Raw genomic sequence first — 21,361 nt, 5'->3', positions numbered from 1 at the left:
GCCTTATGCGAATTGCATGCGGCCGCGGTTCACGCGGTCCTGCAAAGTTGCGAGGATCTTTTGCTCGGTCTGCTGGTTCAGCCGCGCCATGCCCGCTAGGATCGCCTGCCGGTCGGCAGACGCGTCGATCTGGACGTTCTGATGCATCGACACGTTGACGTTGCCAGCACTGGGCTGGGCGTTGCTGCGCACGGCCTCCACGCCGCGATTCAGCGGGACCACGACCCCGCGGCGCATGGCTTCCACCTTCGCCACCCCGCCAGCCCTGGCAACGTCCTCTTGGCTCCAAACGACTTCACCCTTGTGCACGATCCCCGCCGGTTCATACTTCCCGCCCGGCCCCGTATAGCCGCCGCTGTCGAACGCGAGCGGCAGACCTGCGTTGACCCCCTGCGTGGCGTTTGCCAGGTCCGTTGCCGTCGGCGCCGACGGCCCGAACGCGCCGGCCAAGGCGCTCAGGCCCATCTGGAATAGCCCGGAGAGCTGCGCGCGGAGTTGGATGCGCAACAGATCGGCGATGATGCTGTTGGCGAGATCCTTGAAGCTGCCCTTGCCGTTGACCACGAAGTTGATCAACGCGTCCTCCATGCCGCGGAAGGCGTTGGAGAACAGCGATTCGGTCTGCTTGGCCACATTCGCGTTGAGCGACATGTAGTTGGCCAAGGCCTCGGAGGCGCCCACCTGCCAATCGGTCTGCAGGTCCAACTTCTGACGCCAGTAATCGGTATCGAGCTCCAGCGCTCGCCGGTTGGCGTCATTGATGATCTCCAGGCGCCGGTCGTACTGCTGCTGGGCCTGCTGGGTCCACTGGCCCGCCATTTCCAGCAACGCCCGGTTGTTGCGCAGCTCGTCACGCTGCTGCTGGTAGCGGTCGTTGATCTGGTTCTGCGCGGCATTGCGATCGCGCCATTCGCTGCCGCGTCCCAGGCCCTCGAGCTCGCGATCGTAGCGGCGCTGCTGCGCCTGCAGGTACTCGTCCGCGGCCTGCTGCAGCTGTAGGTATGACTGCTCGAGCCGGCTATTCGCCGCCGCCTCCTGAATGGCCGATATGGCCAGGTCGGTCGAGGCTTTCGCGCGGATCTGGGCCATCTTGGCCACGTTCTCAGCAACCTTGCGATCGTTGGCGATTTTGTCGGCCCCGGTGGCCTTCTCGCGCTGAATGCGGGCGTTTTCCTCCTCGAGGGCGCGCACCTGCATGTCGGCGTTGTCCTGCAGGAATTGTCGCTTCTGCGCGTAGTAGTCCCGCTCGGACACGAGACCGGCGGCGCGCTGGGCGTCCAGCATTCTCTCGGCATTGCCGGCGGCGGTGATAACGGCCGCGTAGCGTGCCTGGATCGCGGACACGTCGAGCGCCAGGTCAGCCTTCGATAGCCGACTCGCAGCCGAGGCCGCGCCCCTGTCCTGGTACTTGTCCTGCGCACGGATCTGCGCGATGCGTGCCGCGATCTCAGCCTCGCTCTTGCCGGCGGCGAGGCCGGCCTGCCGCGCCGCGGCGATCTCCGCCTCAAGCTTCTGCTCTTTGGTCCTGTACTCCAGCCCTTGCTTTGCCCAGGCGATCCGCGCCTCTTCGCGCTTGCGCTCCTCCCCGGCAGCGGCCGCCCCCTTTTCCTCGGCTTCGCGCTGGGAATAGAGCCCGGCCAGCTCTGCCTGCAGGGCGCTGACCTGTGCCACGCGGCGGGCGGAACCACGCTCGTACGCGCCATCTTGCAACTGGATCAGCCGCTTTTCCGCGTCGGCAATGCGCTCGGACAGCGTGTCCTCGCGGCCGATGTTGAGCATCTGGTCCCATGCCCATTTGGCGGCCTTGCCGACGTTGGACCACGCCTTTTCCAGCGTGCCCATGTTCTCGCGCACCTGTTCGCCGGCTGAGATCGTGGCTTGCGCATAAGTGCGAATGGCCAGGGCTGCGGCTTCCTGCCGCTTGCCTTGCTGGTCCAGGGCGACGATCTGCTCGTAGATGGCCGCGGTCAAGAAGTTCTGCTTCTCGTTGAGTTCCTCGATCGCCTTGACCGGGTCCTTCCGCAGCTTGGCGAACTCGGCGGCCGTTTCCTCGACCGCCTTCCCTGTCGCGCGCTGGGCCACCACGGCGGCTTCGCCCATCAGCTTGAACTGATCGCTCGCGAGCGTGCCTGTGCGCACCAGCTCGTTCAATGCCGCCGCGGCCTGACCTTGCGTGCCGACGGTGCTGCTGATCGCCTTGGCCATGTCTTGCAGCTGGTCCGTGGTCACGCCGGCGTAGTTGCGTGTCGTCGCCAGACCGTCGGCAAAGCGCTGCTGCTCGTTCGCGCCGGCGTTGTACGCCACCGCCACGCTACCGAGCACGGCGGCCGCTATGGTCAACGGGTTGATCATGCCCATGACGGTCGAGCCCAAGGCACGCGCGGCGGGCACGATACCACCGAACATGTCTTTGAGCTGCCCGCCTTGCTGCAGGAGGACCGTAAGCGGCCGCTGCCCGCCCTGCAGCGACACAATGATGTCGGTCAGCTGCGCCGGCGTGCCGCGCAACGCCGCCTGGTACTGCGCGGCCGAGATCCCTCCCTCGCGGAACTTCGCGGATTGCGCCTCGAGCGCCTTCTCGGCCTCGCGGATCTTGGCGATGAAGGGCGCCGCCTCGGTCGACACGCCCCGGCGCGCCGCCAGCCATTCCAGGTACTCGGACCTTGTCTTGCCGATCTGAGCGGCCTCGCGCTCCAGCGCGCTGATAGTCCGCTTGCCCGCCGCGTCGATCTTGTTGGCAGACTCGCCCGCTCCGTCGCCGATCTTGCGAATGCCGTCCGCAGCCGTCTGGCCGGCTGCAGCGCCCTTCTGTCCCAGGCTGTCGATGGTACGGGCGCTGCGCTCGACGGTCGCGTCCAGGCCGCTCGAGTCGCCATCGATGCGGATTACGCCGCGGGCAATCGTATCGCCGCCTTCACTCATCGTCGCGTCCTTCGATCATTGTTGCCAGCGCCTCGTCTTCCATGATGCGCATGTCCGCCTCGAGGGCGTCGTACTGCTCGGGCGTCAGCGCCATCCGATCCATCATTGAGAATGCGACGCCGTAATCCAGGCCATAGAGGCCTCCCGCGCCGGCGCGCCACTGGGTGGTCAGTCTGGAGAACAGGTTGAAGGCCTGCTCGTTGTCGGGCCAGATCTCCACCGGCTCGCCTTCGTCGAGGTCGGCGGCCTCGAAGCCGAACATGGCGAGCGTCTTGCTATCCACTCGCTCGTACAGCGCGCGCGCCAGCGCCCTCAGTTTCCCCGGCGCAGCGCCGGCAACTCGGTGACGTATGCCTCGATGATCGCCGCGGCCGCGCCCAGGTAGCTCTGCGTCAACCGCTCGATGTTGTCGGCGTCGAAAGGCTCATCCAAGTCCCAGCCGCAAGCGATTTCCTGGATAACCTCGACATCCTGCCGCCCCGCAAGATGGGCCAGGAACTCCACGAAGTCGTCGCGCTTCTTGTGCCGGAACGTGAATTCCACCTTCTCAGGCCGCGCGCCGGGGATAGGAATGTCCACCTTCAACTTGAAGGTGGGGGACGCGTTCAGCGAAAACTTGCGTGCCATGTGTCCCCCTTACCCTTAGACCGCGGCCGCTTTGTAGCGCATCGGGCGGGCCGCCAGCGACAGCGACAGCGTGCACGCCATGCCCTGGTTGCGGGTGAGCGTTGGCATGCCGCTGTAGCCCACGTATGCATTCCAGTACAGCGCGCTGCCTCCGGGCAGAGCGATACGAACGATGCGCGGCGTGCGGGCCTCGTCGGCGGCCAGCAGCGCATCGTGGTGGGGCAAGTCGGGATCATCGGCGAGTGTGAACGTTGCCGACATCGGATTACGCGAGGTCGGGATCTGCTTGTCGTCACCAGCATCCTCGAGGAACCCGAAGTTCCAGAACTGCTGATCGCCGCCGCTCATCGAGACCTCGAGCACCTGGGCGATGGGCACCCAGGTCGAGACCTTGCGCGCGGACCCCACGCCGCCGCCCGTCGGATAGGCCTGGGTGTCCGAGGTGTTGATGCCCTCCAAGGCGAAATTGCCGGAGGCCGACGCGGCGACGCGCACGGCGCGGCCGCTGATCTTGGTCCAGGCGCTGGTCAGCTCCAGGATGTCGCCGTTGGCAAAGCCATGCGCCGCGGCAGTGGCCACGGCGGGATTGGCGTTCGAGAGTGCGGTGATCGGCACCGGAGTGCCGTAGGCAGTCGCGATGCTGACGACCGCGCCATTGGGGAGTTTCACGCCCATGTCTGATTCCTCATGGAAAGAAAAAACCGCCCGAAGGCGGCCTAGGTTGATGGCCCGGTCAGTCCCGGAACCAGATGGAAAAGTCCTGGATGGCGCCCCGCAGCTCGGTCACCGGGTCATACTGGGCAATGGTGTTGCCCAGGGCCTCGGCGCGCAGCTCGGGCGCCTCGACCATCGCTTTGGCGATGGCCCGCATCAGCGTCGAGGCCTCCTGCCGCGTGTCCGCCCAGACCGAAATCTGGAAGCGGCCGTTTTGCAGATCCGGCTGTATCGACTCGAGAAACGCGAGCGGCCGGCCGCCTACCTGCTGGTAGGTGCCGAACGGCCGCGGTGTATTGGCGGGCGCGGTGTCCGCATACATCCGATCGCCGACGATCGCGCCGGCGATCCGGACAATGTCTTTTTCAACGGCCATTGAGTAGTTCCTGGATTCGCTCGCTGGCGCGCACGAGCGCGGCTTTCATGGCTGCGTCTATGCTCGCGTCATAGGCCGGCCGAATGTAGGGCTGGGCGGGCACCCATACAGGCGTTGGCAGCCGCTCCGCCGTGGATACCCACCTTCCATCGATCTGGATCACCTTGTTCACCCTCCAGTGGCCGTACTCGAGCAGGTGCCAATGCGGCGCCTTCGCCTTGTTGACGCCGACGTAGTACACCTGTTGACCGTTCTGCGATTCTCGTTCGCTGTGCCAGTGGTAGACGGCGCCATACAGCGTGCCGTCCGCCACCGGCGCACGTGCTCTGAGCTCGAGGTAGACCACCCTGGTAGCCGCGTAGACGGTCGGTCGCATGACTTGGTCGCGCACCCCGGCGGCGAACTCGCGCAGCTGGCCCGCGATATCGCCCTCCAGGCGGATCGAAACCGCGTCTGCCATTCCTCACCCTTCGTTTGCGCCAGTCGCGCAAACCAGGTCGGTGTAGGCGCGGCGGGCGACATCGTGAACGACCTGCCGTATCTCGTAGATCAAACCCGCATGCGCAACGCGCATATCGGCCGTGATGTCCGTCCGGTACCGCACCCGTATCGAGTATTGCGTACGCGATACGGTCGTTCCACCCGCCTGCATTTCCGCTGCAATCGAGCCCATCCCGGTCGGCGCCCGGAAGCTGGCCCACACGGTGGCATGGTCCACCCAGTCGTCCACCAGCTGGCCCCAGGCATCTTTCACCTGGGTTCTCTTCTGAACAGTGACCAGTTGATTGAGCGCACCAATGTTCAAGGCCGCACCCTCCGAAAGTCGAAGATCAGATCGTCTACGGCGGGGTTCTCGACCACCGATACGCCGACGATCTTCGTGCCGCGGTTCTCGTAGAGGTCGGCGAGCACCAGCAGAATCGCCGACACCAGCGGCCGCGGCACTTCCTCCGCCGACGGGTAGCCAACCTCATAATCGATCTCGTAGCGCCGGGCGGCCGGCCACGGCCTGCCGTCGGCTGTCACCAGGCGGGGAGGCTTCGTGCTGCGATCGATTTCGTACGAGGACGCTGGGATCGTTTGACTTTCCCCATTCTCGTCACGGTACCGGACGGCGAGAACCGATCGCACATTTCCGCCACGCAGCTCGAGACGCGCAGGCATCTGCGCGACCGTCTCGGTCCATACCTGCGCCATCACGGCGTGCTCGGTAATGCGCTCGATATGCTGGCGAGCCGTGACGATCCAATCCTTGATGTCGTCGTCCTCGACGGTATGGTCCACCTTCAGGTGCCGGCGGGCTCGCTCCAGGGTCACGGGTTCGGCTACCGGCGGCGTCGTCACAGTGCGGGCCATGCTTAATCCTCCAGCGCGATATCCGCGACCGAGGCGGCCCGGCGGGCGGCTGCGCGCGCAACCTTAATCGCCTCGACAGCCTTCGGGTGCATATCGACGGCGCCGTCGGCTGCCGCCGCTTTGGCAATCGCACGCGGTAGCGACAGAATGTCGTCGACCTTGCCCAGCCAGCAGTCGCGCAGCACCGCGACTTCAACCAGCTCCGGAGGGCTCTCGAATCGTGGGTCAGGCGGAGGCGGCGGATCGGGATTGGGTTGCGCCGCCGTCGCCGGCGGTGAGGCATCTACGGAGGGCTGGTTGGACGCCGGCGCGGCCGGGGCAGGCGCGGGCGGCGCCTTTTCCGCCGCGTTTGCATCGGCGGATCCTTTCTTTGCCATGTGATTGTCTCCAGTACGGAACGGGCGGGCGTTGCGCCCGCCCGGCACCCATTACGCCGCAGCGCCGTGGCGGAAGTGCTTGACCGCGCCGCCAACGTCCAGCAGGTTTCCGTCGGAACGCATCCACGCCAGGAAGCCGACCTGGCCCTTCTTCGTGTACGCAGAATCGGTAAAGCGGAACAGCGTCACGTTCATGATGTCGCGGATGGTGTACTTCTTGAAATCCCCGAACAGTACGGTCTTTGCACCGGCTGCGGGCGTAGCCATGTGCTGGTTGATGGTGATGTTGCGATTCATCAGCCGGGCCGGCGCCCCCCCCACCGAACCGTCGGCGAGCGAGGGGACGAAGATCGGGCGACCATCGTTGTCCTTGATCTTGCGCACCATGGCGAGCACCTGGTCGTGAAACATGTATCCCGCGTTGGTACGGTAGGCCGGGTCCACGCTGTGCTCGAGGTCCACAAGATCTTCGTAGGTGATCACCGGCGTTGCGCTGACGGCACCGGTTTTGCCGGTGGCCGATGCCGTGACGATGCCCATGGGTTGGCCGCTGCCGGTCCCGGTGGTATACAGGCGGTTGGTGATACGACCCAAGCGCTGAGACAGACGACCATTGACCAGCGCCTCGACATCGATCGCCGAGTCTTGCAACAGCTCGAACGGCACCGTCACTACCTTGGAGCTGAACTTGAAGCCCTTGAGGGTAGTAATGCCAAACTCGATGTCTTCGTCGGTGGCAGCGGTGTTCTCGGGCACGAGTTCGCCTTCCTCGGCGGTGCCGTCTGTAGTCGGGAACGACAGCGGATTCCCGCCACTGGTGGTGATGATGGTTGCCACCTCGCGCATACCGCCGTAGGCCTTCAGGGTCTCCAGAATCGTGCGGGCCGTTTCCTTCGGCACGGTATAGCCGCCGTTCTCGGGGCTGGTATCCGGGTCGGCGCTCATAGCGGCCTGAACCGTCTGCCAGTCCTCGGCCGACAGGCCTTTATCGCCGCGGGCAAGCCAGCGTGCATAGAGAGCATTCAGCTTGTCCTTCGGCTTGCCGGGTTCGGCATCGGTCTCTCGACCGCCCATGGCCTTAAACGCTTCGTCCGCTTCGGCGTCCAGTTGCTTCTGGTGGCGTGCGATTGCCGCGTCGATCCGCTCGACCTCGGCCATCTTCTCGTCGTACTGCTTCTGGTGATCGTCGTTCCAGGTCGCGCCCGGATTGTTGTCCAGCAGATTGCGGGTTTCCTTGACCAGCGCGTTGCGGCGCTCCCGCATGGCCTGGATGGTTTCAGCCATTGATGACTCCGTAGAAATGAAAAAACCGCCCATAGGCGGCTGGTTGGTGGGAGGGGGAGCTACCCCTTACGCGGCGCGCTCAAGGAACGCCAAGCGACGCTCCAAGGTTGCCCGGTGTGCGTTTGCCTCGGGGCGCTGCTGCAGCAGGTCCTTCGGCGCGTTCTTGTAGGCGGAGAGGTTCCAGACGTTGGACGCGGAGGACGCGCCTTCCTTTTCCTTCACCACCTGGACGACGCGGTCAGCGAAACCGCGTTCGACCGCCTCATCAGCGTTCATCCAGGTTTCCGCATCCATCCACGACATGATCTGATCACGCTCCTGGCCGCTTCGGATGGCGTAGTCGGTCGCCAGGTCGTTGTCGATGCCGTCCAGCAGCTCGGCCGCCTCGCGCATATCGTTCTGGTTGCCGATGGACACCGTCCAGGCTCGGTGAATCATGAACCGCGAGCCCTGCGATATCTCGACCTCATCGGCCGCCATGGCAAACGCCGTGGCGGCCGAAGCGGCCAGACCATCGATATGGGCAATGATCTTGGCGCTGTGCGCGCGTGCCGCGGTCATCATTGCGCGGGCATCGAACACGTCGCCGCCGGGAGAATTGATCCGCACGTGGATAATGCTCGCCTTGATGGCCGCGATTTCCTTGGAGAACGCCTCGGCGTCGATGTCGCCCCACCAGCCCCCGATCACGCCATATAGGTAGATCGTCGCTTCGTCGGCATCCGCCGCGGTCACGATATTGAGCGGCCGGGACTGCGCCGCGTTGTCACGCGCCAGTTGCAGCAGCTTAGGAATCTGTTTCATCTGTGGTTTCCTTGGAATCTGCGCCGCCGGGCGGCGACTTCGTACCGGCAATGGCCGGTCGATCGAATCGTGGATCGGGAATGGGCGGCAAACCTTTGTTGCGGCGCGCCTCGTTGACGGCCATGTAGCCCTGCGTGCCTGGGCCTCCCAAGGCCTTGGCGAGGAACTCGCTTTGCGTCTTGGCGTCGGGCTCCAGCATGGCGTCCCGGTTGTGCACGCTGTAGTAGCGGTAGGTGCGGAACATCTTGCGGTTCAGCTCGTCTTTGATGCGGGTCAGATGGGGGCCGATGGTGAACTTGGAGAACCCCAGCACCAGCTGCTCGATGCTGCTGCCCCAAGACGAACTCTTGTCCATTTCGCCCACCAGCGGCCCAGGCACGCCGAAGGCGCGAGCGATGTCGAGGACCTGCCATTGCCGGGACTCCAGCAACTGGGCGTCCACAGCCGACATGGTCAGCTCCTTCACATCCAGGCCTTCGGTCAGGATCAGCGGGATGCCGTTCGGACCGTTGCCGCTGTACTTTTTCACCCAGGCATCACGGAACTGGTCCTGCAGGTCGGGCCCCATCTTGCCGGGCGTCTTGACCGCAAACTGAGGCTGCGCACCCTGGCTGTAGAACTTCCCTGCGAACTCGTCGCCGCGGATCGCGATACCGATGCCGTTGCGGGCGCCCCACTGTATGACGGACATGCCTTGTTTGCCGTTGAAGCCAAACCCGGGGAAGTGCAGCACATCGTCCTGGTCGGCGCCGAAATTGCCTTCGTCGTCCTGAAAAAAGTATTTCAGGCGCTTCGGATCGCGCGGCGTAGCGCCGTGGACCACCTCGATCTGCACGCGGCCGCGTGGCCAGGGAATAAGGCCTGTGACCTGGCCGGCACGGTTGCGCACAATGTAGGCGATGCCATCGCCACGCAGCAGCATCTGCGCCACGATGAATTCCCAGAAGGCTGCACGGCTCCACACCGGGCAAGGCTGCTCGTTCAGCAGCCACCAGTAGGGATGCTCCACCCGCACGCTTTCGCCATCCACGCGCTCGTACACGTGGATGGGAAGCTGCGCGATCGCGCCGGCGATGCGCGTCACGCACGCATAGACCGCCGCGACGCGCATGGACGATGACTCGGTGACCGGCGCGCCGGAAGCCGTCAGGGGAATGTCGAATATCTCGGCCATGCGGACGCGGTCAGACGATTCGACGACTTCGCCCTCGGTCAGCGCGGCAAAGCGCGGTTCCACGCGCTCCGGCGGAGCCTTGCGAGAGAAGATATTAAGCATCGATCACCACAAACCCTTGTTGAACCGTCGTCGAGCCGTCGCCCAGCATGGCGCGGCCGATAGCCATGATCAGCGCTACCGCGCCGTCGATCTTGTTGTCGTCGCCCTGCTTGATGGGGCGCACTACATCGTCATTGCCCGGAAGGTACTTGCCGACCACGTTTCCTACGCACCAGGTCATGATCGGGTTGCCGTCGTGATGGAAACGCCCGGCCATGATGGCGGCCTCGAGTTCCTTCATCGGGTCGCTCATGTTCTTGTAGTTCTGGGTGATGACGATAGGCGTCAGCCCCTCGTCGTCCAGGTCGTGGGCCAGCGCAGTCGCGCCATGCGGGTCGATCGACGATGTCTCGACAGGTGTCTCGCGGTTGGCCTCCACCGCTTCGGCCAGGATCTCGCGATAATCGACCTCGGCGCCCGGCGTGTCGTACAACAACCCCTGGTTCAACCAAGCCTGATACCGTTCGGCCATGCGCTTGTTGTCGGTGTCGCGCACCGTTTCTTCAGGTACCCAAAACCGTGGGGCCACGCTGTAGTAGTGCCGCACGCCCTCAATGTCGCGCCAGAAAAGCCGCGCCATGCTGTTCATGTCCAGCTTCCGTGCCAGGTCGAACCCGAGGTTGCACGACTGGCCGGCGAACCGCTCCAGCGTCAGCGATGGATCGGCCAGCTCGCGCCAGCGCTCCATGTTGAAGTAACCGCTTTTCGCGGTGACCCACACGTTCAGATGCTTGGTCTTAAACGTGTTCGTGAAACGCGCCCGGCGGATTGCACGCTGCTGCAGGCTCTCCAGGTACGGCTGGTAGACCGACACGCCCATGTTCGGGTTGGCCTTGGCCAACACCTTGGGATCGGTCCAGTCGTCGCCCTCGTCGATCGTCCAGATCCAGCCGAACAGCTCTTCGTCCGGCACCGTGCCGTCGAGCATTTCGATAACTTCGCGACGCTTGTCGTAGCACGGGCCCTCGATGTCCGCGCCGGCCGTCGTGATGATGAACATCAGCGGCTGGCGACGGGCGCCCATGCCGGTCAGCATGGTCTCGTACAGGCTGGCAGACGCGTGCTCGTGATACTCGTCGACGATCGCGCAAGACGGCGACGCCCCGTCGCCAGGGTCGCCGATGATGGGCTCGAACCGGCTGTTATCCGCTGGGATGTTCAGATTCTGGGCATTGACCTCGATCCCGCAATGCTCCATCAGCATGGGCGACCGCTTCACCATCAGCCGCGCCGGACGGAACACCTCCCAGGCCTGCTTTTCCGTAGTGGCGCCGGAGTACACCTCGGCGCCGAACTCGTCATCGGCCACGAACATGCCCAGGCCGACGCCGGCGGCGATCACGCTCTTACCGTTCTTGCGCGGAACCTCCCAGTACGATTCGCGGAACCGGCGCAGGCCAGTCTTCTTGTGCACCCAGCCGAACGTACAGCCGATGCCGAACAACTGCCAGGGCTCCAGCGTCACCAGCTGCCGCTTGAAGGCCCATTCTCCTTTCGTGTGCGGCAGCAGCTCAATCAAGCCGATTTTCTTCTCGGCGGCGGCCGGGTCGAACTTGTACGCAAAGTCGCGCGTCTTCGAGCGCTCCAGGTCGTCCAGGTGCCGCTGGCACGCCAGCACCACATACCGGCCGGCGGGGATCTTGCCCCGCACCACGTCGCGGGCGAACTGAAGCCCCGCGGCCCAGCGCGGATACTCAGCTTTCGCCATGCTCGATTACCTCGGTCCTAGCAGAGCCGCAAAGGGATTGCCATCGCCGCGCTTCTTCGGACCCTGCAGGCGCTGCCGGCTGGACGGATCCAGCCCGAGCATGGCGCCGTAGGTCGCCATCTGTTTCAACGCCTCGTTGATGATGGTCGCGGCCGGGTTCTTCACCACGCCGCCCTGGGCGCCGGCGACGGTAATGCCGTGCCGAGCGATGTCGGCCTGGCCAGCCCGAAAGCGGCCGTATGCGGCGCAGTAGGCCTCCAGATTCTGGATATCCGTCGCTTGCAAGATCTTCTGAGCGCAAAGCAAGGGCGCCAGGTGCTCCCACAGCTCCCGGCCCGGGCCTTCCAACCATTCCGGCGGGTCAATGTTGACGACGGCGCCGAAATTCGGCTCGTATTTGTTCAGCGCTCGCTTGCCGGGGTTGCCGGCCAGGTCCTTTGCTGCCGTGGGCTTCGGCTTCCGGCCGGAGCGCCCGGTAACCCCAGGCATCGGCTCAACTCCTAAATTTCATTTTTCGCGGGCGTAAAAATTCGACTGGACGGGTGGTCCGGGGCTCGCGCCCGCCGAGGTCTCGACCACCCCCCACCCCTGCGCGGGGACCGACCGGGCCGCCGAGACGGCCTCTCCGGCCGCGATACAGGCCCGTGGAGGCACGATCAACGATGGAGCGACCGTCGACGTGCATCCCGGCTCTCGCGCTGCGTCTTGCGCTTGTGGCAGTCCCGGTTGATCGCTCGCAGGTTGCTCTCGTCGTCCGTGCCGCCTCGAGCCTTCGGGATGCGGTGATCGACCTCGGTAGCCAGCAGCGGCCGTCCCTCGGCCTGGCATTCCTCGCATTGGCACAGGTAGCCGTCGCGCGCCAGGATGCGCTTGCGCGTCCTGTCCCAATCGGTGCCATACCCACGCTGGTGGCGATTGCCGCGCAGCTGATCGGATCGCCACCCTGCGTCGGAGGCGTGCGCGGGGCAATAGCCTGGACCATCAACCAGCGCCGGGCAACCGCGATGCCGGCATGGGTACTTAGGCCGGCGGGCCATTCCTACGCCTTGGCCCGAGCTCGCGCCTTGCCATGCGCACGCGGCGCGGTAGGCGCACTCGGCACAGGTGCCGTCGGCTCCGGCGCCGGCGCGGGTGGGCTGCCGGCGCTGTCTGCCGCGGCTAGCAGAGACTGGGCGATGGCACGCGCCTGGTCCTGCGTCAGCACGATGGTGCCCAGGGACACCGGCACTACGCCGTACCCGCCTGTCGTCACGGGCGCGACCTCCTCGCCGTGCAGGTGCAGGGCAACATCGGTACCGCCAGGGTTGCGCAAGGTGCTGGCGGCATGGCCGACGATACGCGTGCAGAGGTAGCCCGCGGCTCGCGCCAGCGTGCGCTGTTTCGGTTGAGTCATGGATTTCTCGCGAAGATGGTTGCGGGGGACGGGCTCGAACCGCCGACCTCGGGGTTATGAGCCCGGCGCGCTGCCTACTGCGCTACCCCACAGATACAAAAGCCCCGGCGCCATAACGCGCTAGGGCTGGAACTTCTTGCTACGCTGCCAGTCAGTGTGTATAATACACACCATGAACAGCAGAGACGTAATCAAGCAACTGGAGGCGGCAGGTTGGGTACTGCGGGGAGTGAAAGGCTCCCATCACGTCTACCACCATCCAGACCGCCCTGGGCACATCAGCGTGCCCCACCCGAAAAAGGATTTGGGCGTTGGGCTGGTTGCCAAGCTGCTCAAACAAGCTGGACTGAAATAAGGATGACCACCATGAAATACCCCATTGCCATTGAACCCGGCAGCGCCACTCAAGCGTGGGGCGTTGTCGTCCCGGATCTCCCTGGTTGCTTCTCGGCAGCCGATGAAGGCATCGACGAAGCGATCGAGAACGCCAAGGAGGCAATAGAAGCCTGGATCGAAGCCGCCATCGACGCGGGGGAGGATATTCCCGAGCCCAGCAGCATCACGGATCTGCAGGCCAATCCCGAGTTTCAGGGCTGGATATGGGCCATCGCGGAGATTGACCCCGCGGTCATGGACGACACCATCGAGCGCGTGAACATCACGTTGCCCCGTCGGGTGCTGGCCCGTCTCGACGCCAAGGCCCGCGCCGCCGGCGCTAGCCGCTCGGCGTACATCGCACAAATGGCGCTGCGCCCCGACTCGCTGAAACATGCCTGACCCGCGGCACGGAGCGGAAAAAAGCCCGCTGTCGGGTGACTAGCGGGCTTTGGGCGCAACTCAAACGAGTTTGCCAAATAATACCCCAAAATGTGCATGAAATGCACAAGGGGCGTGTTTTTTATGCGACCAGCCCAGCGGCGGCCAGGACATCGGCCAGCCGCTGCTGGGCCTGGTCTTCCTCCCCTACCTCGGCTGGTCGGCCATGGCGCGCCGGATGCCCGCGCAGCCAGCGCAGGATCAACCCCGCATGCTTCGATGCGGTGTTCCGATGCACCATGCATCGATCCGCCAGCGCGCCCAGCTCCACGGGTTCTCCGAAGTGCTTGGCCACCACCCCCATGCGAAGCTGCATGCTGGACACGCATGCGGGCGTGTAGGTCAGCGCCATATCTGCGATGCGGCGCACGGCGGCGCGCCACTCCAAGTTCGGTGCTACGCCGCTGCAGCACGCCGACCCGCACGCGCAGGACAGCGTGCGGGGTAGGAATCGCGCCATGATGATCGATTCGTGCAGCGGCCCCAGGCCCGACACCAGCCGACGAATCATGCCCGCCTGCGCAGCGCCGTCGATGCCGCCGAGCCCCTTGCCGGTGGAGGTCGGCCCGGCCATCAGGATGGCCATGGCCGACTTCCCGTACTGCTGGGTCGAGAACCGATATGCGAACGTCGCGGCGGCGTGTGCGCTGGGGAACAGTGCCTCGGCCGCCAGTGTGCCGGCCGACGGGGCAATCGTGCTCATTCGATCTCCTTAAGAGTGTCCTTCGATTTGCCGCCACGCATGGCGGACAGCGGCGGCTGCGCGGCGCGGGCGCGCTCCAGCGCAGCCGCCATCGCGCGGTCTGTCTGCATGGGCGGCCGCTTCCAGTTCTTCGCCGGGGCCGGCGCCGGTGCGTTCGGGTTGATGACGCTGAAACCTCGCATGGTCACTCCTTCGGTTCCGCGGCCAGGGCCGCCTTGATGGTGTTGATCGCGGCTCCGGACTCCACCATGGCATCCGTGAACCGAAACACGCGCCACCCGCGCAGGGCCGCCGCGTTGTATTTCTCGCAGTCGTCGGTGAAACCCGAGCCGCGTGTGTGCCTACCCTTCGCCCAGATGCCGCCTTCAATCTCGACAGCTACCAGCGCGGCTGGCCAGGCGAAATCGAAGCGCCATTGCCGCTCGGGACGGGCGAAGCGATATTCGCGCTGAGCCGCCGGCAGGCGCTCGGCGAGTAGGTGCAGCGCGAACATCTCTTCGAGATGGCTGGGGCCAGCCGGGCGCGTTGCACGCGGGCGCACGGCGCGTCGGGCGGGTATGGTGCGTTTCATTGCTGCGGCACCTCCGGCAGTCCGAGCGCGCGCCGCGCCATCCGAAGCACGGCGGCGGGCGGCCTGTTGCGGCCGGACGCCTCACGCTCCAGGATGCGATGCGCCCACCGCACGTCGTGCCCGACCGGCTGAGCCTGGGCCAGCTCCCGCGCCGCCGCCTCGGCCGCCCTGTTCACGTTCGTCATGCCGACCTCCGGCCGTCGGCCAGCCGCATCGACGCCGGCGGCGCCGCGTAGGTAATCGCCACCGTGGGCGCGTTCACGCCGCCCAGGCCGACCGCGCGGGCTCGGGCCGGGTCACCGATCAACGCCGGCGCCTCGGTGGCGAACCCGAGCTGGGCATTCTGCGACGCAGCGATGCCCTCCAGCACCGGCGGATAGTCGGGGATCTGGTTGCGGCCTCGATAGCCGCGGTATCTGTTCTCGAACTCCTTGGCGACAAACGGCCATTCGTCCTCGGACTTGGAGCCGATCTGCACCCAGCCGCCCATGTCCTGCACCACCCTGTGGATCAGCGCGTCATCGAACTGGACGGAGCGATAGGTGCCGACGCTGCGCACGGCGCGGTCTACCTTGCTCCAGGCCACCAGCGCGGCGTCCTGGGTCGAGCCCTGGAGCATGCGCGTAATGTCGGCGGGCTTCGGCAGGTACTGCCCCGCGTCCGGGTTGACGCAGTGACGCCCGAACGCGTCATTCACGGCGGCCAGGTCGTAGGGCGCCAGGGCCTTCCACCAGATGCTGCCCACGAAGTCGGACAGCTCTTGCCGGTAGAGCGCGTACACGCCCGCCAAGGTCGTGAAGAACTCCACGCGATCCGTTGCCACCATGGCTAGGCCTCCTGCGCCGCCAGCCGGCGGGCGACATCGAAGTTGTGCTGTTCGAGCGCCGATTGCTTGCCCAGCGCCTTGGGCCGCTGGCCTGCTGCGGTCTGGCAGGCGCCGACGAGGTAGGTAGCGGCATCAGCAGGGCGGGCAACGACGGCAGCGCGCACGGCCCCAATCACCACGTCGGCGCCGAAGTCCTTCACCAGCTTGCCCACGAAGCTGCCGCACTGCGCTTTCGGTATGCCCGATTGCAGCAGCAGCGACTTTCCTGCCGCCCACAGTTCGTCCTTGTTCAGCTCTTCCACCGACTTCCCGGCCGGCAGGTCCGAGGCGGCGCCAGCCGCAGGCCGCGGGGCGGCCCCTTTGCGGTTCCCTGACGGTTCAAATGACGGTTCCTTTACGGTTCTGGGTGCAGCATCTGCGGGGGTGGGGTGCACCTGCTGCGGGGGTGGGGGTGCAGCATCTGCGGGGGTGGGTGCATTTGCTGCGGGGGTGCGGGATTTGCGGGGGTGCATTTCCTGCGGGGGTGCATACGCTGCGGGGGTCACCTGGTAAATGGTCGACCGCCCTTCCCTTTGTCGAAGAGCCACTACCCGGGCCTGCACCAACCACTTGATAGCGGTTTGCACGGCTCGCTCCGACAGGCATGTGCGCATGGCGATGCTCGCCACAGATGGCCAGCAAACGCCCTCGTCGTTCGCCTGATCGGCGAGCGATACCAACACCGCCTTCTGAGCAGGCGTCATTCCCTGCAACGGCCAGACGGCCGACATAACTACTGTGCTCATACCGGCACGTCCTCAAACTCGTCGGCCTCGGCCGAGGTGATCTTCAAGTCCCGATAGGCGGACCATGCTCGGTACGCCGTCGTCCAAAACTCCCACTTTTCTTGCTTGGTAAACCGCTTGCCCTGGTCCAGCTCGCGATGGCAGCTGGCGCAGCCCGGGACTGTGAACTTGTCGGGCGCCTTGAGCCCCATGCCTTTGCCGAACTCGCCCCAGTTGGCATGACACGGCACCACCGTGTCGCGGCCCGCACACTTCACGCCGGGCAGGATCAACCAGCAGCGTTGTCCCTCGCAGGCCTTCCGCATCTTCGGGTCGTGCCCGGCGCGCGGCTTCGGCCGGCCTCTCCGCATCCGGGTCCGCTTCATGGGCTTCGTGCCGCGCGCCATCGGTGTTCTGCGCCGTAGGGGTGCGGATCGCTTCATGCTTTGCCTCGCAGCTTCGCCCCAACCGCCTTCCGCACATCCAGCCCAGCGCGGCGCTCGATGAACAGCAAGTGCCCTTTCGCCAGCTCGCGTGCCAGCTTGGGTGCGGCCTTCGACTCTGCGGACAGCACCAGGCGGACGCCGCAGGCCACGCAATCAGCCCGGTACGTGGACGGGGTGCAGCGATCGCACGTCATCACACATCCTTGGGGCCGATCTGGATGCGGCCATCGGGTTGCTGGTAGGGGTTCGCCGGCGGCGCTGGCGGTTGCTGAGCGGCGCTCACCGGCCCGCCCCGCATTCGCCCATGCCGGCGCGCGCGCAATGACACGCGGCACCGATCTGGCTGCCGTAGGCCAGGAAATCCATGTACCGACGGCTGGTCACTACCAGATCCAGAGCCCCAATGGCGGCGTCGATCTTGTCGATGGTCAGCCCCGTCTGCCCCGACAGGAAGCGGCTGACCTGGCTGTCGTCCCAGCCCAGGGCGCCGCGCACATCGGCGCGGGTCGACGGGTCGGACAGTGCCTCGCGGAACATGCGCTCCATGCTCGGCTTGCGTACTGCTGCAACAGCGTTCATGGCTGCTCAACCTCTCACAAAAAAGACTGAATGCGCCTGCACGTGTGCGGCGGCACACTGGCGCCATGGACAAACGATCGAGCCCTGGCTACGCAGAAACCACGATTCGGGATCCCCGAATCGACGGCGACGCGCAGCCTGGCCACCATCCCCTTTTCACGGAGGAAAGACATGTCATTTGCGAACTGGATCGAACGAGCACGCGAGCTGGGCACGGACCAAGCGGAGATCGATGCGGCAATCGACGCCGAGCAACGCCTCAAAGTCGCGGCGATCATTGCCCGCGAGGTCTTGACTAGCCCGAGCGAAGCGGCCGTGCTGGCCGTGTTCTCGGAGGTCTGCGCGGGCGCCACGTTGGGCACCACCATCCACCCGCGCCAGCGCCCGACGCTGCACTGATGATGGGCGGCCATCCCCAGCCGTCTAGAATTGCGGCTCCTACACACACAACCCAAACAAAAGGAGATGGCCATGACCGAACCAGTCATGCTGAATTTCATCGGAACAGCAAAGCCGAAACACCTGGAAAAGCTCGTTTTTCCTATTCCCTTCGCACCAGTGGCAGGGGACGCCATATCGTTTCCGGGAGTCCCCGGCGCATACTTAGTGCACAGCCGGGAGTTCAGGGTCGGGGCAGACGGTGCAGAGGGCCAAGTCATACTGAACCTCGTTCCCGCGAAGCCTGCGAACTAGCCAGATCGATCCCCGCTCGATATATCCGGCCGTCGGTGGTCATGCCGATGCCGGCCTGGTACGTCTGGCCGTCGCTGGACAACTCGACGGCGGCTCGGCCGGACTCTTCCAGCGCCGGCCGGATCGCCCGCAGCACCAGCCGGCCCCACGCGCGCCGCAGCGCAGCTTTGATGCGGGGGCTACGCATGGGGGGCTCCCTCTTCCTGCCCCGAGAGTTCGGGCCAGATTTCCGCCCAGTCGTGCGGGCGAAGTTCCTGGCGTGTTACGGCGCCGTTGGTCGCACGCTCGATGGCAACGCAGCGCGCAGCTGGCACCGGGCGCTCATGCTTCAGCCATTGGTTCACGGTGACTGCGGAGACCCCAAGGCGGCGCGCCAGAGCGGACTGACCACCGAAGATGTCGCATGCAGTACGTATAGGGAGAAGGTCATGATTTGGGTTCATGACGCCATTATTAGGCTACGCCTAATTTCAGTCAATAGGAATTGCCTAATTCCTTGCCGGGACGGAAAGTTAGGCGATGCTTAATGGAACTGATCTAGGCCGCGCTATCGGTGCGGCTATTGACGCAAAGATTGCAAGTGGCGCGATTCGCTCAAAGGCGGATGTGGCCAAGCACTTTAACGTCCGTACTCCGTCGATTTACGACTGGATCAAGAAAGGTTCGATTTCAAAGGACAAGCTGCCGGAGCTGTGGCGATACTTTGCGGACGTGGTCGGACCCACGCACTGGGGGCTTGAGGGCTGGCCCGATATGGGAAGCCCCATGCCGGAACAGCAGCGGTCCGCCAAAGTGGTAGAGAGAGCTCCCGACTGGCCCTTCCCCTCCATTCCCGAGAACAAGGTGCGCGGCCTGGGCGAAGCCGATCTGCGGCGGCTCGAAGGCGCTATCGCCCTGGCTATCGCCCAGCTCAACCTAAAAATGGATGTCGCCCCGGCATCGGCGGCGCCAAAGGCGAACCCCCAACCCATCGTCCTACCAGTCGAACAGGCAGCGAACGACCCGGGCTATGTCGCCATTCCCCTGAAGAAGATCAAGATCCGGGCCGGCGTCGCTGGGTTCTCGCTCGATCAGACCGGCAACGGCACGGCAGGCGCGATCTACGTTTCGCGTGAGTGGCTTCAGCGGAAGGGCTTCGTGGCCGAAAAGTTGTTCGCCACCCGCGTGGGAGGACTATCGATGTGGCCTCGGGTCGATGAAGGCGACTTGGTCCTGATCAACACCGCGGACACCGACCGCCGGAACGGCTACGTGTACGGGTTCAACCACGAAGGCCAGTTCGTCTTGAAGCGCCTGAAGAAGCAGTTGAACCGCTGGTACCTCACCTCGGACAACCCAGACAAGACGCAGTTTCCGCCCATCCATGCCGATGAGGGGACGTTCATGATTGGAAGAGCTGTGTTGTTGCAGGCGGAAGAGATTTGAAACTGACAAGGAACCCCAAGTGGAAAGCGTGGAAAAGCCGCTAATCAAGAGCGATGGATATATATCCGAAACGTCAGACTCAGCGTCCGTAGGGCGGATCTCGCGTACCGTCGCTGATCAAATAATGATTTCTTTCCAGCGCGAGGCTCCGTATCCGCTGGGAGACGACTATCAGCTGTGCAAACTTGCGCTTGCGACGTTCACGATGTCTGAGGAACAAGCTAGGGCTCTTCACTCGACCCTCGGAAAGATCCTTGGGATCGAACAGCGCCAAGACTGATGGACGCTACGCCGGACTATTCGCAGGCCCAGGCTTCTCGCGCCATCGATCTACAAGTCCACCCAACGGCGCGCCAAAGCCCGGGGGCTTCGCTTACCATTATTACCGCAAGCACGGGGACCGGCGCCTACCAACGTAGCGTTCCGACTGGCGACAGCGGCACCCTCGTTATTGACACGCCGACGCGACCGCCGGATGATGCTGGCATGCAATCTGAATTGGCTAGACTCAAGGCAAGCGTTGAGTACATCCAGGGCGATCTCAAGGAAATCAAGACAGATATCCGGCAGGTCCGCGGCGACGTTCGCACTCAACTTTATTGGGTTATCGGCGGATTCGCTGCCCTCTTGATCGTATTGGCAAAGGGTTTCAAGTGGATCTGAAGGTTGCGGCAGGCTACTAATTGGCCTCCCCTTCCCACTCCCTGACCACACAAGCCCAGCCCCCTAGCTGGGCTTTTTGTTGTCCCGACAGGTGGATCTAGCCGCGACCGACGTTGATGTTAAATAGGTCCGTTGCCCTCTCTGGGAGGTCGCTACAAAGCCCTGGGCGCTGACAAGCAACCCTTCCACGGATCTCGTATTTCCCGCTGCCCAGATCGATCCGCTCGACGTATCCGACCAGGGGAACGCCGTGACCGACATACGTTTCCATGTACGAGTCGGTGGCCACTCGAAGACGCATTCGCGTCAGCGCTTGAATCTGATCGCGGGCCCGAGACCACATCGCTGAACACTCGCTCGAGCTGGCGCACGTTGGCGCTGCTGTGTTCATCGGCGTATAGGCCGGGCGCTGGCTCTGGGGATTAGCGCAGCCTGCAATCACCACTGCCACCACAGGCAAAAGAGCCCTTCTCATTTCCCTCTCCCTCTGTCTATGTGTAACAGGATCATAACTGCCCTGCTCACATCCCGCACAAGGAAAAAATTAGGCAACGCCTATTGACAGATATTTAGGCTACGCCTAATATTCATCCCGTCCCCACACACCAGGAGGATGGGAATGGAAGCGAAGCAGCTCGGATTTGCCAAGCGTGTCTACCGCCTCGCGGACGCGCGTGGCCACGCCTTCGACGCAAACGTATATCTGTCGCTGCGTGCCGACGGCTGGAATGCCGAAGGCGCGCTGTTCTACGCCCGTCGAGCCTACTGCGGCCAGCGCAAGGCATGGCGTCCCCGTGGCCTGCGCCTCGACATTGCCTGAGGCCCGCCATGCTGCCCACCCATTGCCACAACTGCCAGCAGCCGCTGTCCCAGCGCGAGCTAGAAGACATCAATGCTCACCCGCGCGTCGCGGAAATTGCGCGTCGCTACGGGCAAGCCGCGTGCGGCACCTGCTGCCGGCGCGCCCAGGATTGTGTGTCCCACCTGCGGGCCGACGACGGCGAGTGCGCTGGCGATCTGATTCTCTGAACTGGAGGC

Annotated in this window: 33 protein-coding genes, 1 tRNA gene and 1 pseudogene; 7 read left to right on the top strand and 28 right to left on the bottom strand. The window is 64.6% G+C overall.

Going from position 1 to position 21,361, the window contains the following annotated elements; genetic code table 11:
- Positions 1-3: 3 nt before the first annotated feature.
- The 17 genes from ABD104_RS03520 to ABD104_RS03440 all read right to left on the bottom strand — a co-directional run bounded on the left by ABD104_RS03520 (position 4) and on the right by ABD104_RS03440 (position 12,929).
- Positions 4-2,922, bottom strand: coding sequence for a phage tail tape measure protein (locus ABD104_RS03520; protein WP_343927166.1), 2,919 nt, complete (start codon positions 2,920-2,922; stop codon positions 4-6).
- Positions 2,915-3,205 (bottom strand): DUF1799 domain-containing protein, encoded by a 291-nt coding sequence (locus ABD104_RS03515; RefSeq protein WP_343927165.1) that lies wholly within the window; start codon positions 3,203-3,205, stop codon positions 2,915-2,917. Before ABD104_RS03515 ends, ABD104_RS03520 begins: the two co-directional genes overlap by 8 nt.
- Positions 3,206-3,234: 29 nt before the next feature.
- Positions 3,235-3,549, bottom strand: coding sequence for a phage tail assembly chaperone (locus ABD104_RS03510; RefSeq protein ID WP_343927164.1), 315 nt, complete (start codon positions 3,547-3,549; stop codon positions 3,235-3,237).
- A gap of 15 nt (positions 3,550-3,564) precedes the next feature.
- A complete protein-coding gene (locus tag ABD104_RS03505; protein ID WP_343927163.1) occupies positions 3,565-4,224 on the bottom strand; it encodes a phage tail protein in 660 nt (219 codons plus the stop codon).
- 58 nt (positions 4,225-4,282) lie between these two features.
- Positions 4,283-4,639, bottom strand: a complete 357-nt coding sequence (locus tag ABD104_RS03500) for a DUF3168 domain-containing protein (protein WP_343927162.1) — start codon at positions 4,637-4,639, stop codon at positions 4,283-4,285.
- Positions 4,629-5,099: an HK97 gp10 family phage protein gene (locus tag ABD104_RS03495; RefSeq protein ID WP_343927161.1), complete on the bottom strand. Its 471-nt coding sequence runs from the start codon at positions 5,097-5,099 to the stop codon at positions 4,629-4,631. Before ABD104_RS03495 ends, ABD104_RS03500 begins: the two co-directional genes overlap by 11 nt.
- Before the next feature lie 3 nt (positions 5,100-5,102).
- Positions 5,103-5,444, bottom strand: coding sequence for a phage head closure protein (locus tag ABD104_RS03490; protein ID WP_343927160.1), 342 nt, complete (start codon positions 5,442-5,444; stop codon positions 5,103-5,105).
- On the bottom strand, positions 5,441-5,995 hold the full coding sequence (locus tag ABD104_RS03485; protein ID WP_343927159.1) for a head-tail connector protein: 555 nt from the start codon (positions 5,993-5,995) through the stop codon (positions 5,441-5,443). The genes ABD104_RS03490 and ABD104_RS03485 overlap by 4 nt, the downstream gene beginning before the upstream one ends.
- A gap of 2 nt (positions 5,996-5,997) precedes the next feature.
- A complete protein-coding gene (locus ABD104_RS03480; protein ID WP_343927158.1) occupies positions 5,998-6,372 on the bottom strand; it encodes a hypothetical protein in 375 nt (124 codons plus the stop codon).
- A 51-nt stretch (positions 6,373-6,423) separates the two neighbouring features.
- Entirely contained in the window at positions 6,424-7,656 is a 1,233-nt protein-coding gene (locus ABD104_RS03475) for a phage major capsid protein (RefSeq protein ID WP_343927157.1), read from the bottom strand.
- 66 nt (positions 7,657-7,722) lie between these two features.
- A complete protein-coding gene (locus tag ABD104_RS03470) occupies positions 7,723-8,460 on the bottom strand; it encodes a head maturation protease, ClpP-related (RefSeq protein ID WP_343927156.1) in 738 nt (245 codons plus the stop codon).
- On the bottom strand, positions 8,444-9,697 hold the full coding sequence (locus ABD104_RS03465) for a phage portal protein (protein WP_343927155.1): 1,254 nt from the start codon (positions 9,695-9,697) through the stop codon (positions 8,444-8,446). The genes ABD104_RS03470 and ABD104_RS03465 overlap by 17 nt, the downstream gene beginning before the upstream one ends.
- Before the next feature lie 31 nt (positions 9,698-9,728).
- The gene (locus ABD104_RS03460) at positions 9,729-11,444 is read right to left on the bottom strand and encodes a terminase large subunit (RefSeq protein ID WP_343927154.1); all 1,716 of its coding nucleotides are present in this window, start codon (positions 11,442-11,444) and stop codon (positions 9,729-9,731) included.
- Between the two features lie 6 nt (positions 11,445-11,450).
- Complete coding sequence (locus ABD104_RS03455; RefSeq protein WP_343927153.1) at positions 11,451-11,933, bottom strand: phage terminase small subunit P27 family; 483 nt, start codon at positions 11,931-11,933, stop codon at positions 11,451-11,453.
- A 167-nt stretch (positions 11,934-12,100) separates the two neighbouring features.
- Complete coding sequence (locus ABD104_RS03450) at positions 12,101-12,481, bottom strand: HNH endonuclease (RefSeq protein ID WP_343927152.1); 381 nt, start codon at positions 12,479-12,481, stop codon at positions 12,101-12,103.
- 2 nt (positions 12,482-12,483) lie between these two features.
- Positions 12,484-12,837, bottom strand: a complete 354-nt coding sequence (locus ABD104_RS03445) for a hypothetical protein (RefSeq protein WP_343927151.1) — start codon at positions 12,835-12,837, stop codon at positions 12,484-12,486.
- Between the two features lie 16 nt (positions 12,838-12,853).
- Positions 12,854-12,929 (bottom strand) — tRNA-Met (locus ABD104_RS03440).
- A gap of 80 nt (positions 12,930-13,009) precedes the next feature.
- Here ABD104_RS03440 and ABD104_RS03435 point away from each other — a divergent pair.
- Both ABD104_RS03435 and ABD104_RS03430 read left to right on the top strand, forming a co-directional pair.
- A complete protein-coding gene (locus ABD104_RS03435; RefSeq protein ID WP_343927150.1) occupies positions 13,010-13,192 on the top strand; it encodes a type II toxin-antitoxin system HicA family toxin in 183 nt (60 codons plus the stop codon).
- An 11-nt stretch (positions 13,193-13,203) separates the two neighbouring features.
- Positions 13,204-13,614: a type II toxin-antitoxin system HicB family antitoxin gene (locus ABD104_RS03430; protein WP_343927149.1), complete on the top strand. Its 411-nt coding sequence runs from the start codon at positions 13,204-13,206 to the stop codon at positions 13,612-13,614.
- A 121-nt stretch (positions 13,615-13,735) separates the two neighbouring features.
- On the opposite strand, the gene ABD104_RS03425 is transcribed toward ABD104_RS03430, so the two are convergent.
- From ABD104_RS03425 to ABD104_RS03385, 9 genes and pseudogenes are all read right to left on the bottom strand, one after another.
- Positions 13,736-14,356 (bottom strand): DNA-binding protein, encoded by a 621-nt coding sequence (locus ABD104_RS03425; protein ID WP_343927148.1) that lies wholly within the window; start codon positions 14,354-14,356, stop codon positions 13,736-13,738.
- The gene (locus ABD104_RS03420) at positions 14,353-14,538 is read right to left on the bottom strand and encodes a hypothetical protein (RefSeq protein ID WP_343927147.1); all 186 of its coding nucleotides are present in this window, start codon (positions 14,536-14,538) and stop codon (positions 14,353-14,355) included. The genes ABD104_RS03425 and ABD104_RS03420 overlap by 4 nt, the downstream gene beginning before the upstream one ends.
- A gap of 2 nt (positions 14,539-14,540) precedes the next feature.
- Positions 14,541-14,927: a hypothetical protein gene (locus tag ABD104_RS03415; protein ID WP_343927146.1), complete on the bottom strand. Its 387-nt coding sequence runs from the start codon at positions 14,925-14,927 to the stop codon at positions 14,541-14,543.
- Positions 14,924-15,112 carry a hypothetical protein gene (locus tag ABD104_RS03410; RefSeq protein WP_343927145.1) on the bottom strand — a complete coding sequence of 63 codons (189 nt, stop codon included), beginning with the start codon at positions 15,110-15,112 and terminating at the stop codon, positions 14,924-14,926. The genes ABD104_RS03415 and ABD104_RS03410 overlap by 4 nt, the downstream gene beginning before the upstream one ends.
- Entirely contained in the window at positions 15,109-15,753 is a 645-nt protein-coding gene (locus tag ABD104_RS03405; RefSeq protein WP_343927144.1) for a DUF6475 domain-containing protein, read from the bottom strand. The genes ABD104_RS03410 and ABD104_RS03405 overlap by 4 nt, the downstream gene beginning before the upstream one ends.
- A 2-nt stretch (positions 15,754-15,755) precedes the next feature.
- A complete protein-coding gene (locus ABD104_RS03400; RefSeq protein WP_343927211.1) occupies positions 15,756-16,055 on the bottom strand; it encodes a hypothetical protein in 300 nt (99 codons plus the stop codon).
- 303 nt (positions 16,056-16,358) lie between these two features.
- A pseudogene (locus ABD104_RS03395) lies at positions 16,359-16,496 on the bottom strand (helix-turn-helix domain-containing protein); the annotation flags it as partial.
- 38 nt (positions 16,497-16,534) lie between these two features.
- Entirely contained in the window at positions 16,535-16,924 is a 390-nt protein-coding gene (locus tag ABD104_RS03390) for a nuclease domain-containing protein (RefSeq protein ID WP_343927143.1), read from the bottom strand.
- A 318-nt stretch (positions 16,925-17,242) separates the two neighbouring features.
- On the bottom strand, positions 17,243-17,542 hold the full coding sequence (locus tag ABD104_RS03385) for a DNA-binding protein (RefSeq protein ID WP_343927142.1): 300 nt from the start codon (positions 17,540-17,542) through the stop codon (positions 17,243-17,245).
- Positions 17,543-17,713: 171 nt separating this feature from the next.
- On the opposite strand from ABD104_RS03385, the gene ABD104_RS03380 reads away from it, so the two are divergent.
- Positions 17,714-17,941, top strand: coding sequence for a hypothetical protein (locus ABD104_RS03380; protein WP_343927141.1), 228 nt, complete (start codon positions 17,714-17,716; stop codon positions 17,939-17,941).
- A gap of 256 nt (positions 17,942-18,197) precedes the next feature.
- Here the strand turns inward: ABD104_RS03380 and ABD104_RS03375 are convergent, their stop codons facing one another.
- Positions 18,198-18,422: a hypothetical protein gene (locus tag ABD104_RS03375; RefSeq protein WP_343927140.1), complete on the bottom strand. Its 225-nt coding sequence runs from the start codon at positions 18,420-18,422 to the stop codon at positions 18,198-18,200.
- Positions 18,415-18,678: a transcriptional regulator gene (locus ABD104_RS03370; RefSeq protein WP_343927139.1), complete on the bottom strand. Its 264-nt coding sequence runs from the start codon at positions 18,676-18,678 to the stop codon at positions 18,415-18,417. Before ABD104_RS03370 ends, ABD104_RS03375 begins: the two co-directional genes overlap by 8 nt.
- 76 nt (positions 18,679-18,754) lie before the next feature.
- Between ABD104_RS03370 and ABD104_RS03365 the strand changes: the two genes are divergently transcribed.
- The 4 genes from ABD104_RS03365 to ABD104_RS03350 all read left to right on the top strand — a co-directional run bounded on the left by ABD104_RS03365 (position 18,755) and on the right by ABD104_RS03350 (position 21,352).
- Positions 18,755-19,660 (top strand): S24 family peptidase, encoded by a 906-nt coding sequence (locus ABD104_RS03365; RefSeq protein ID WP_343927138.1) that lies wholly within the window; start codon positions 18,755-18,757, stop codon positions 19,658-19,660.
- Between the two features lie 279 nt (positions 19,661-19,939).
- Positions 19,940-20,323, top strand: a complete 384-nt coding sequence (locus ABD104_RS03360; RefSeq protein WP_343927137.1) for a hypothetical protein — start codon at positions 19,940-19,942, stop codon at positions 20,321-20,323.
- Between the two features lie 619 nt (positions 20,324-20,942).
- On the top strand, positions 20,943-21,143 hold the full coding sequence (locus ABD104_RS03355) for a hypothetical protein (protein ID WP_343927136.1): 201 nt from the start codon (positions 20,943-20,945) through the stop codon (positions 21,141-21,143).
- 8 nt (positions 21,144-21,151) lie between these two features.
- Complete coding sequence (locus ABD104_RS03350; RefSeq protein ID WP_343927135.1) at positions 21,152-21,352, top strand: hypothetical protein; 201 nt, start codon at positions 21,152-21,154, stop codon at positions 21,350-21,352.
- The last annotated feature ends 9 nt before the right edge of the window (positions 21,353-21,361 follow it).

Origin of the sequence: Pigmentiphaga daeguensis, assembly GCF_039523035.1 — a bacterium.
GTDB lineage: Bacteria > Pseudomonadota > Gammaproteobacteria > Burkholderiales > Burkholderiaceae_B > Pigmentiphaga > Pigmentiphaga daeguensis.
The sequence above is the reverse complement of the archived record's forward strand: the minus strand, read 5'-3'. Positions and strand labels throughout refer to the sequence as shown.

Excerpts from the sequence above, each read along its gene's own strand:
- ABD104_RS03350 (WP_343927135.1), top strand. The coding sequence starts at position 21,152 with ATGCTGCCCACCCATTGCCACAACTGCCAGCAGCCGCTGTCCCAGCGC.
- ABD104_RS03480 (WP_343927158.1), bottom strand. The coding sequence starts at position 6,372 with ATGGCAAAGAAAGGATCCGCCGATGCAAACGCGGCGGAAAAGGCGCCG.
- ABD104_RS03390 (WP_343927143.1), bottom strand. The coding sequence starts at position 16,924 with ATGGCGCGCGGCACGAAGCCCATGAAGCGGACCCGGATGCGGAGAGGC.
- ABD104_RS03425 (WP_343927148.1), bottom strand. The coding sequence starts at position 14,356 with ATGAGCACGATTGCCCCGTCGGCCGGCACACTGGCGGCCGAGGCACTG.
- ABD104_RS03445 (WP_343927151.1), bottom strand. The coding sequence starts at position 12,837 with ATGACTCAACCGAAACAGCGCACGCTGGCGCGAGCCGCGGGCTACCTC.
- ABD104_RS03475 (WP_343927157.1), bottom strand. The coding sequence starts at position 7,656 with ATGGCTGAAACCATCCAGGCCATGCGGGAGCGCCGCAACGCGCTGGTC.
- ABD104_RS03405 (WP_343927144.1), bottom strand. The coding sequence starts at position 15,753 with ATGGTGGCAACGGATCGCGTGGAGTTCTTCACGACCTTGGCGGGCGTG.
- ABD104_RS03430 (WP_343927149.1), top strand. The coding sequence starts at position 13,204 with ATGAAATACCCCATTGCCATTGAACCCGGCAGCGCCACTCAAGCGTGG.
- ABD104_RS03505 (WP_343927163.1), bottom strand. The coding sequence starts at position 4,224 with ATGGGCGTGAAACTCCCCAATGGCGCGGTCGTCAGCATCGCGACTGCC.
- ABD104_RS03355 (WP_343927136.1), top strand. The coding sequence starts at position 20,943 with ATGGAAGCGAAGCAGCTCGGATTTGCCAAGCGTGTCTACCGCCTCGCG.
- ABD104_RS03485 (WP_343927159.1), bottom strand. The coding sequence starts at position 5,995 with ATGGCCCGCACTGTGACGACGCCGCCGGTAGCCGAACCCGTGACCCTG.
- ABD104_RS03495 (WP_343927161.1), bottom strand. The coding sequence starts at position 5,099 with ATGGCAGACGCGGTTTCGATCCGCCTGGAGGGCGATATCGCGGGCCAG.
- ABD104_RS03500 (WP_343927162.1), bottom strand. The coding sequence starts at position 4,639 with ATGGCCGTTGAAAAAGACATTGTCCGGATCGCCGGCGCGATCGTCGGC.
- ABD104_RS03420 (WP_343927147.1), bottom strand. The coding sequence starts at position 14,538 with ATGCGAGGTTTCAGCGTCATCAACCCGAACGCACCGGCGCCGGCCCCG.
- ABD104_RS03460 (WP_343927154.1), bottom strand. The coding sequence starts at position 11,444 with ATGGCGAAAGCTGAGTATCCGCGCTGGGCCGCGGGGCTTCAGTTCGCC.
- ABD104_RS03510 (WP_343927164.1), bottom strand. The coding sequence starts at position 3,549 with ATGGCACGCAAGTTTTCGCTGAACGCGTCCCCCACCTTCAAGTTGAAG.
- ABD104_RS03375 (WP_343927140.1), bottom strand. The coding sequence starts at position 18,422 with ATGCGTAGCCCCCGCATCAAAGCTGCGCTGCGGCGCGCGTGGGGCCGG.
- ABD104_RS03385 (WP_343927142.1), bottom strand. The coding sequence starts at position 17,542 with ATGAACGCTGTTGCAGCAGTACGCAAGCCGAGCATGGAGCGCATGTTC.
- ABD104_RS03410 (WP_343927145.1), bottom strand. The coding sequence starts at position 15,112 with ATGACGAACGTGAACAGGGCGGCCGAGGCGGCGGCGCGGGAGCTGGCC.
- ABD104_RS03455 (WP_343927153.1), bottom strand. The coding sequence starts at position 11,933 with ATGCCTGGGGTTACCGGGCGCTCCGGCCGGAAGCCGAAGCCCACGGCA.
- ABD104_RS03365 (WP_343927138.1), top strand. The coding sequence starts at position 18,755 with ATGCTTAATGGAACTGATCTAGGCCGCGCTATCGGTGCGGCTATTGAC.
- ABD104_RS03450 (WP_343927152.1), bottom strand. The coding sequence starts at position 12,481 with ATGGCCCGCCGGCCTAAGTACCCATGCCGGCATCGCGGTTGCCCGGCG.
- ABD104_RS03360 (WP_343927137.1), top strand. The coding sequence starts at position 19,940 with ATGGACGCTACGCCGGACTATTCGCAGGCCCAGGCTTCTCGCGCCATC.
- ABD104_RS03470 (WP_343927156.1), bottom strand. The coding sequence starts at position 8,460 with ATGAAACAGATTCCTAAGCTGCTGCAACTGGCGCGTGACAACGCGGCG.
- ABD104_RS03380 (WP_343927141.1), top strand. The coding sequence starts at position 17,714 with ATGTCATTTGCGAACTGGATCGAACGAGCACGCGAGCTGGGCACGGAC.
- ABD104_RS03415 (WP_343927146.1), bottom strand. The coding sequence starts at position 14,927 with ATGAAACGCACCATACCCGCCCGACGCGCCGTGCGCCCGCGTGCAACG.
- ABD104_RS03370 (WP_343927139.1), bottom strand. The coding sequence starts at position 18,678 with ATGAACCCAAATCATGACCTTCTCCCTATACGTACTGCATGCGACATC.
- ABD104_RS03520 (WP_343927166.1), bottom strand. The coding sequence starts at position 2,922 with ATGAGTGAAGGCGGCGATACGATTGCCCGCGGCGTAATCCGCATCGAT.
- ABD104_RS03435 (WP_343927150.1), top strand. The coding sequence starts at position 13,010 with ATGAACAGCAGAGACGTAATCAAGCAACTGGAGGCGGCAGGTTGGGTA.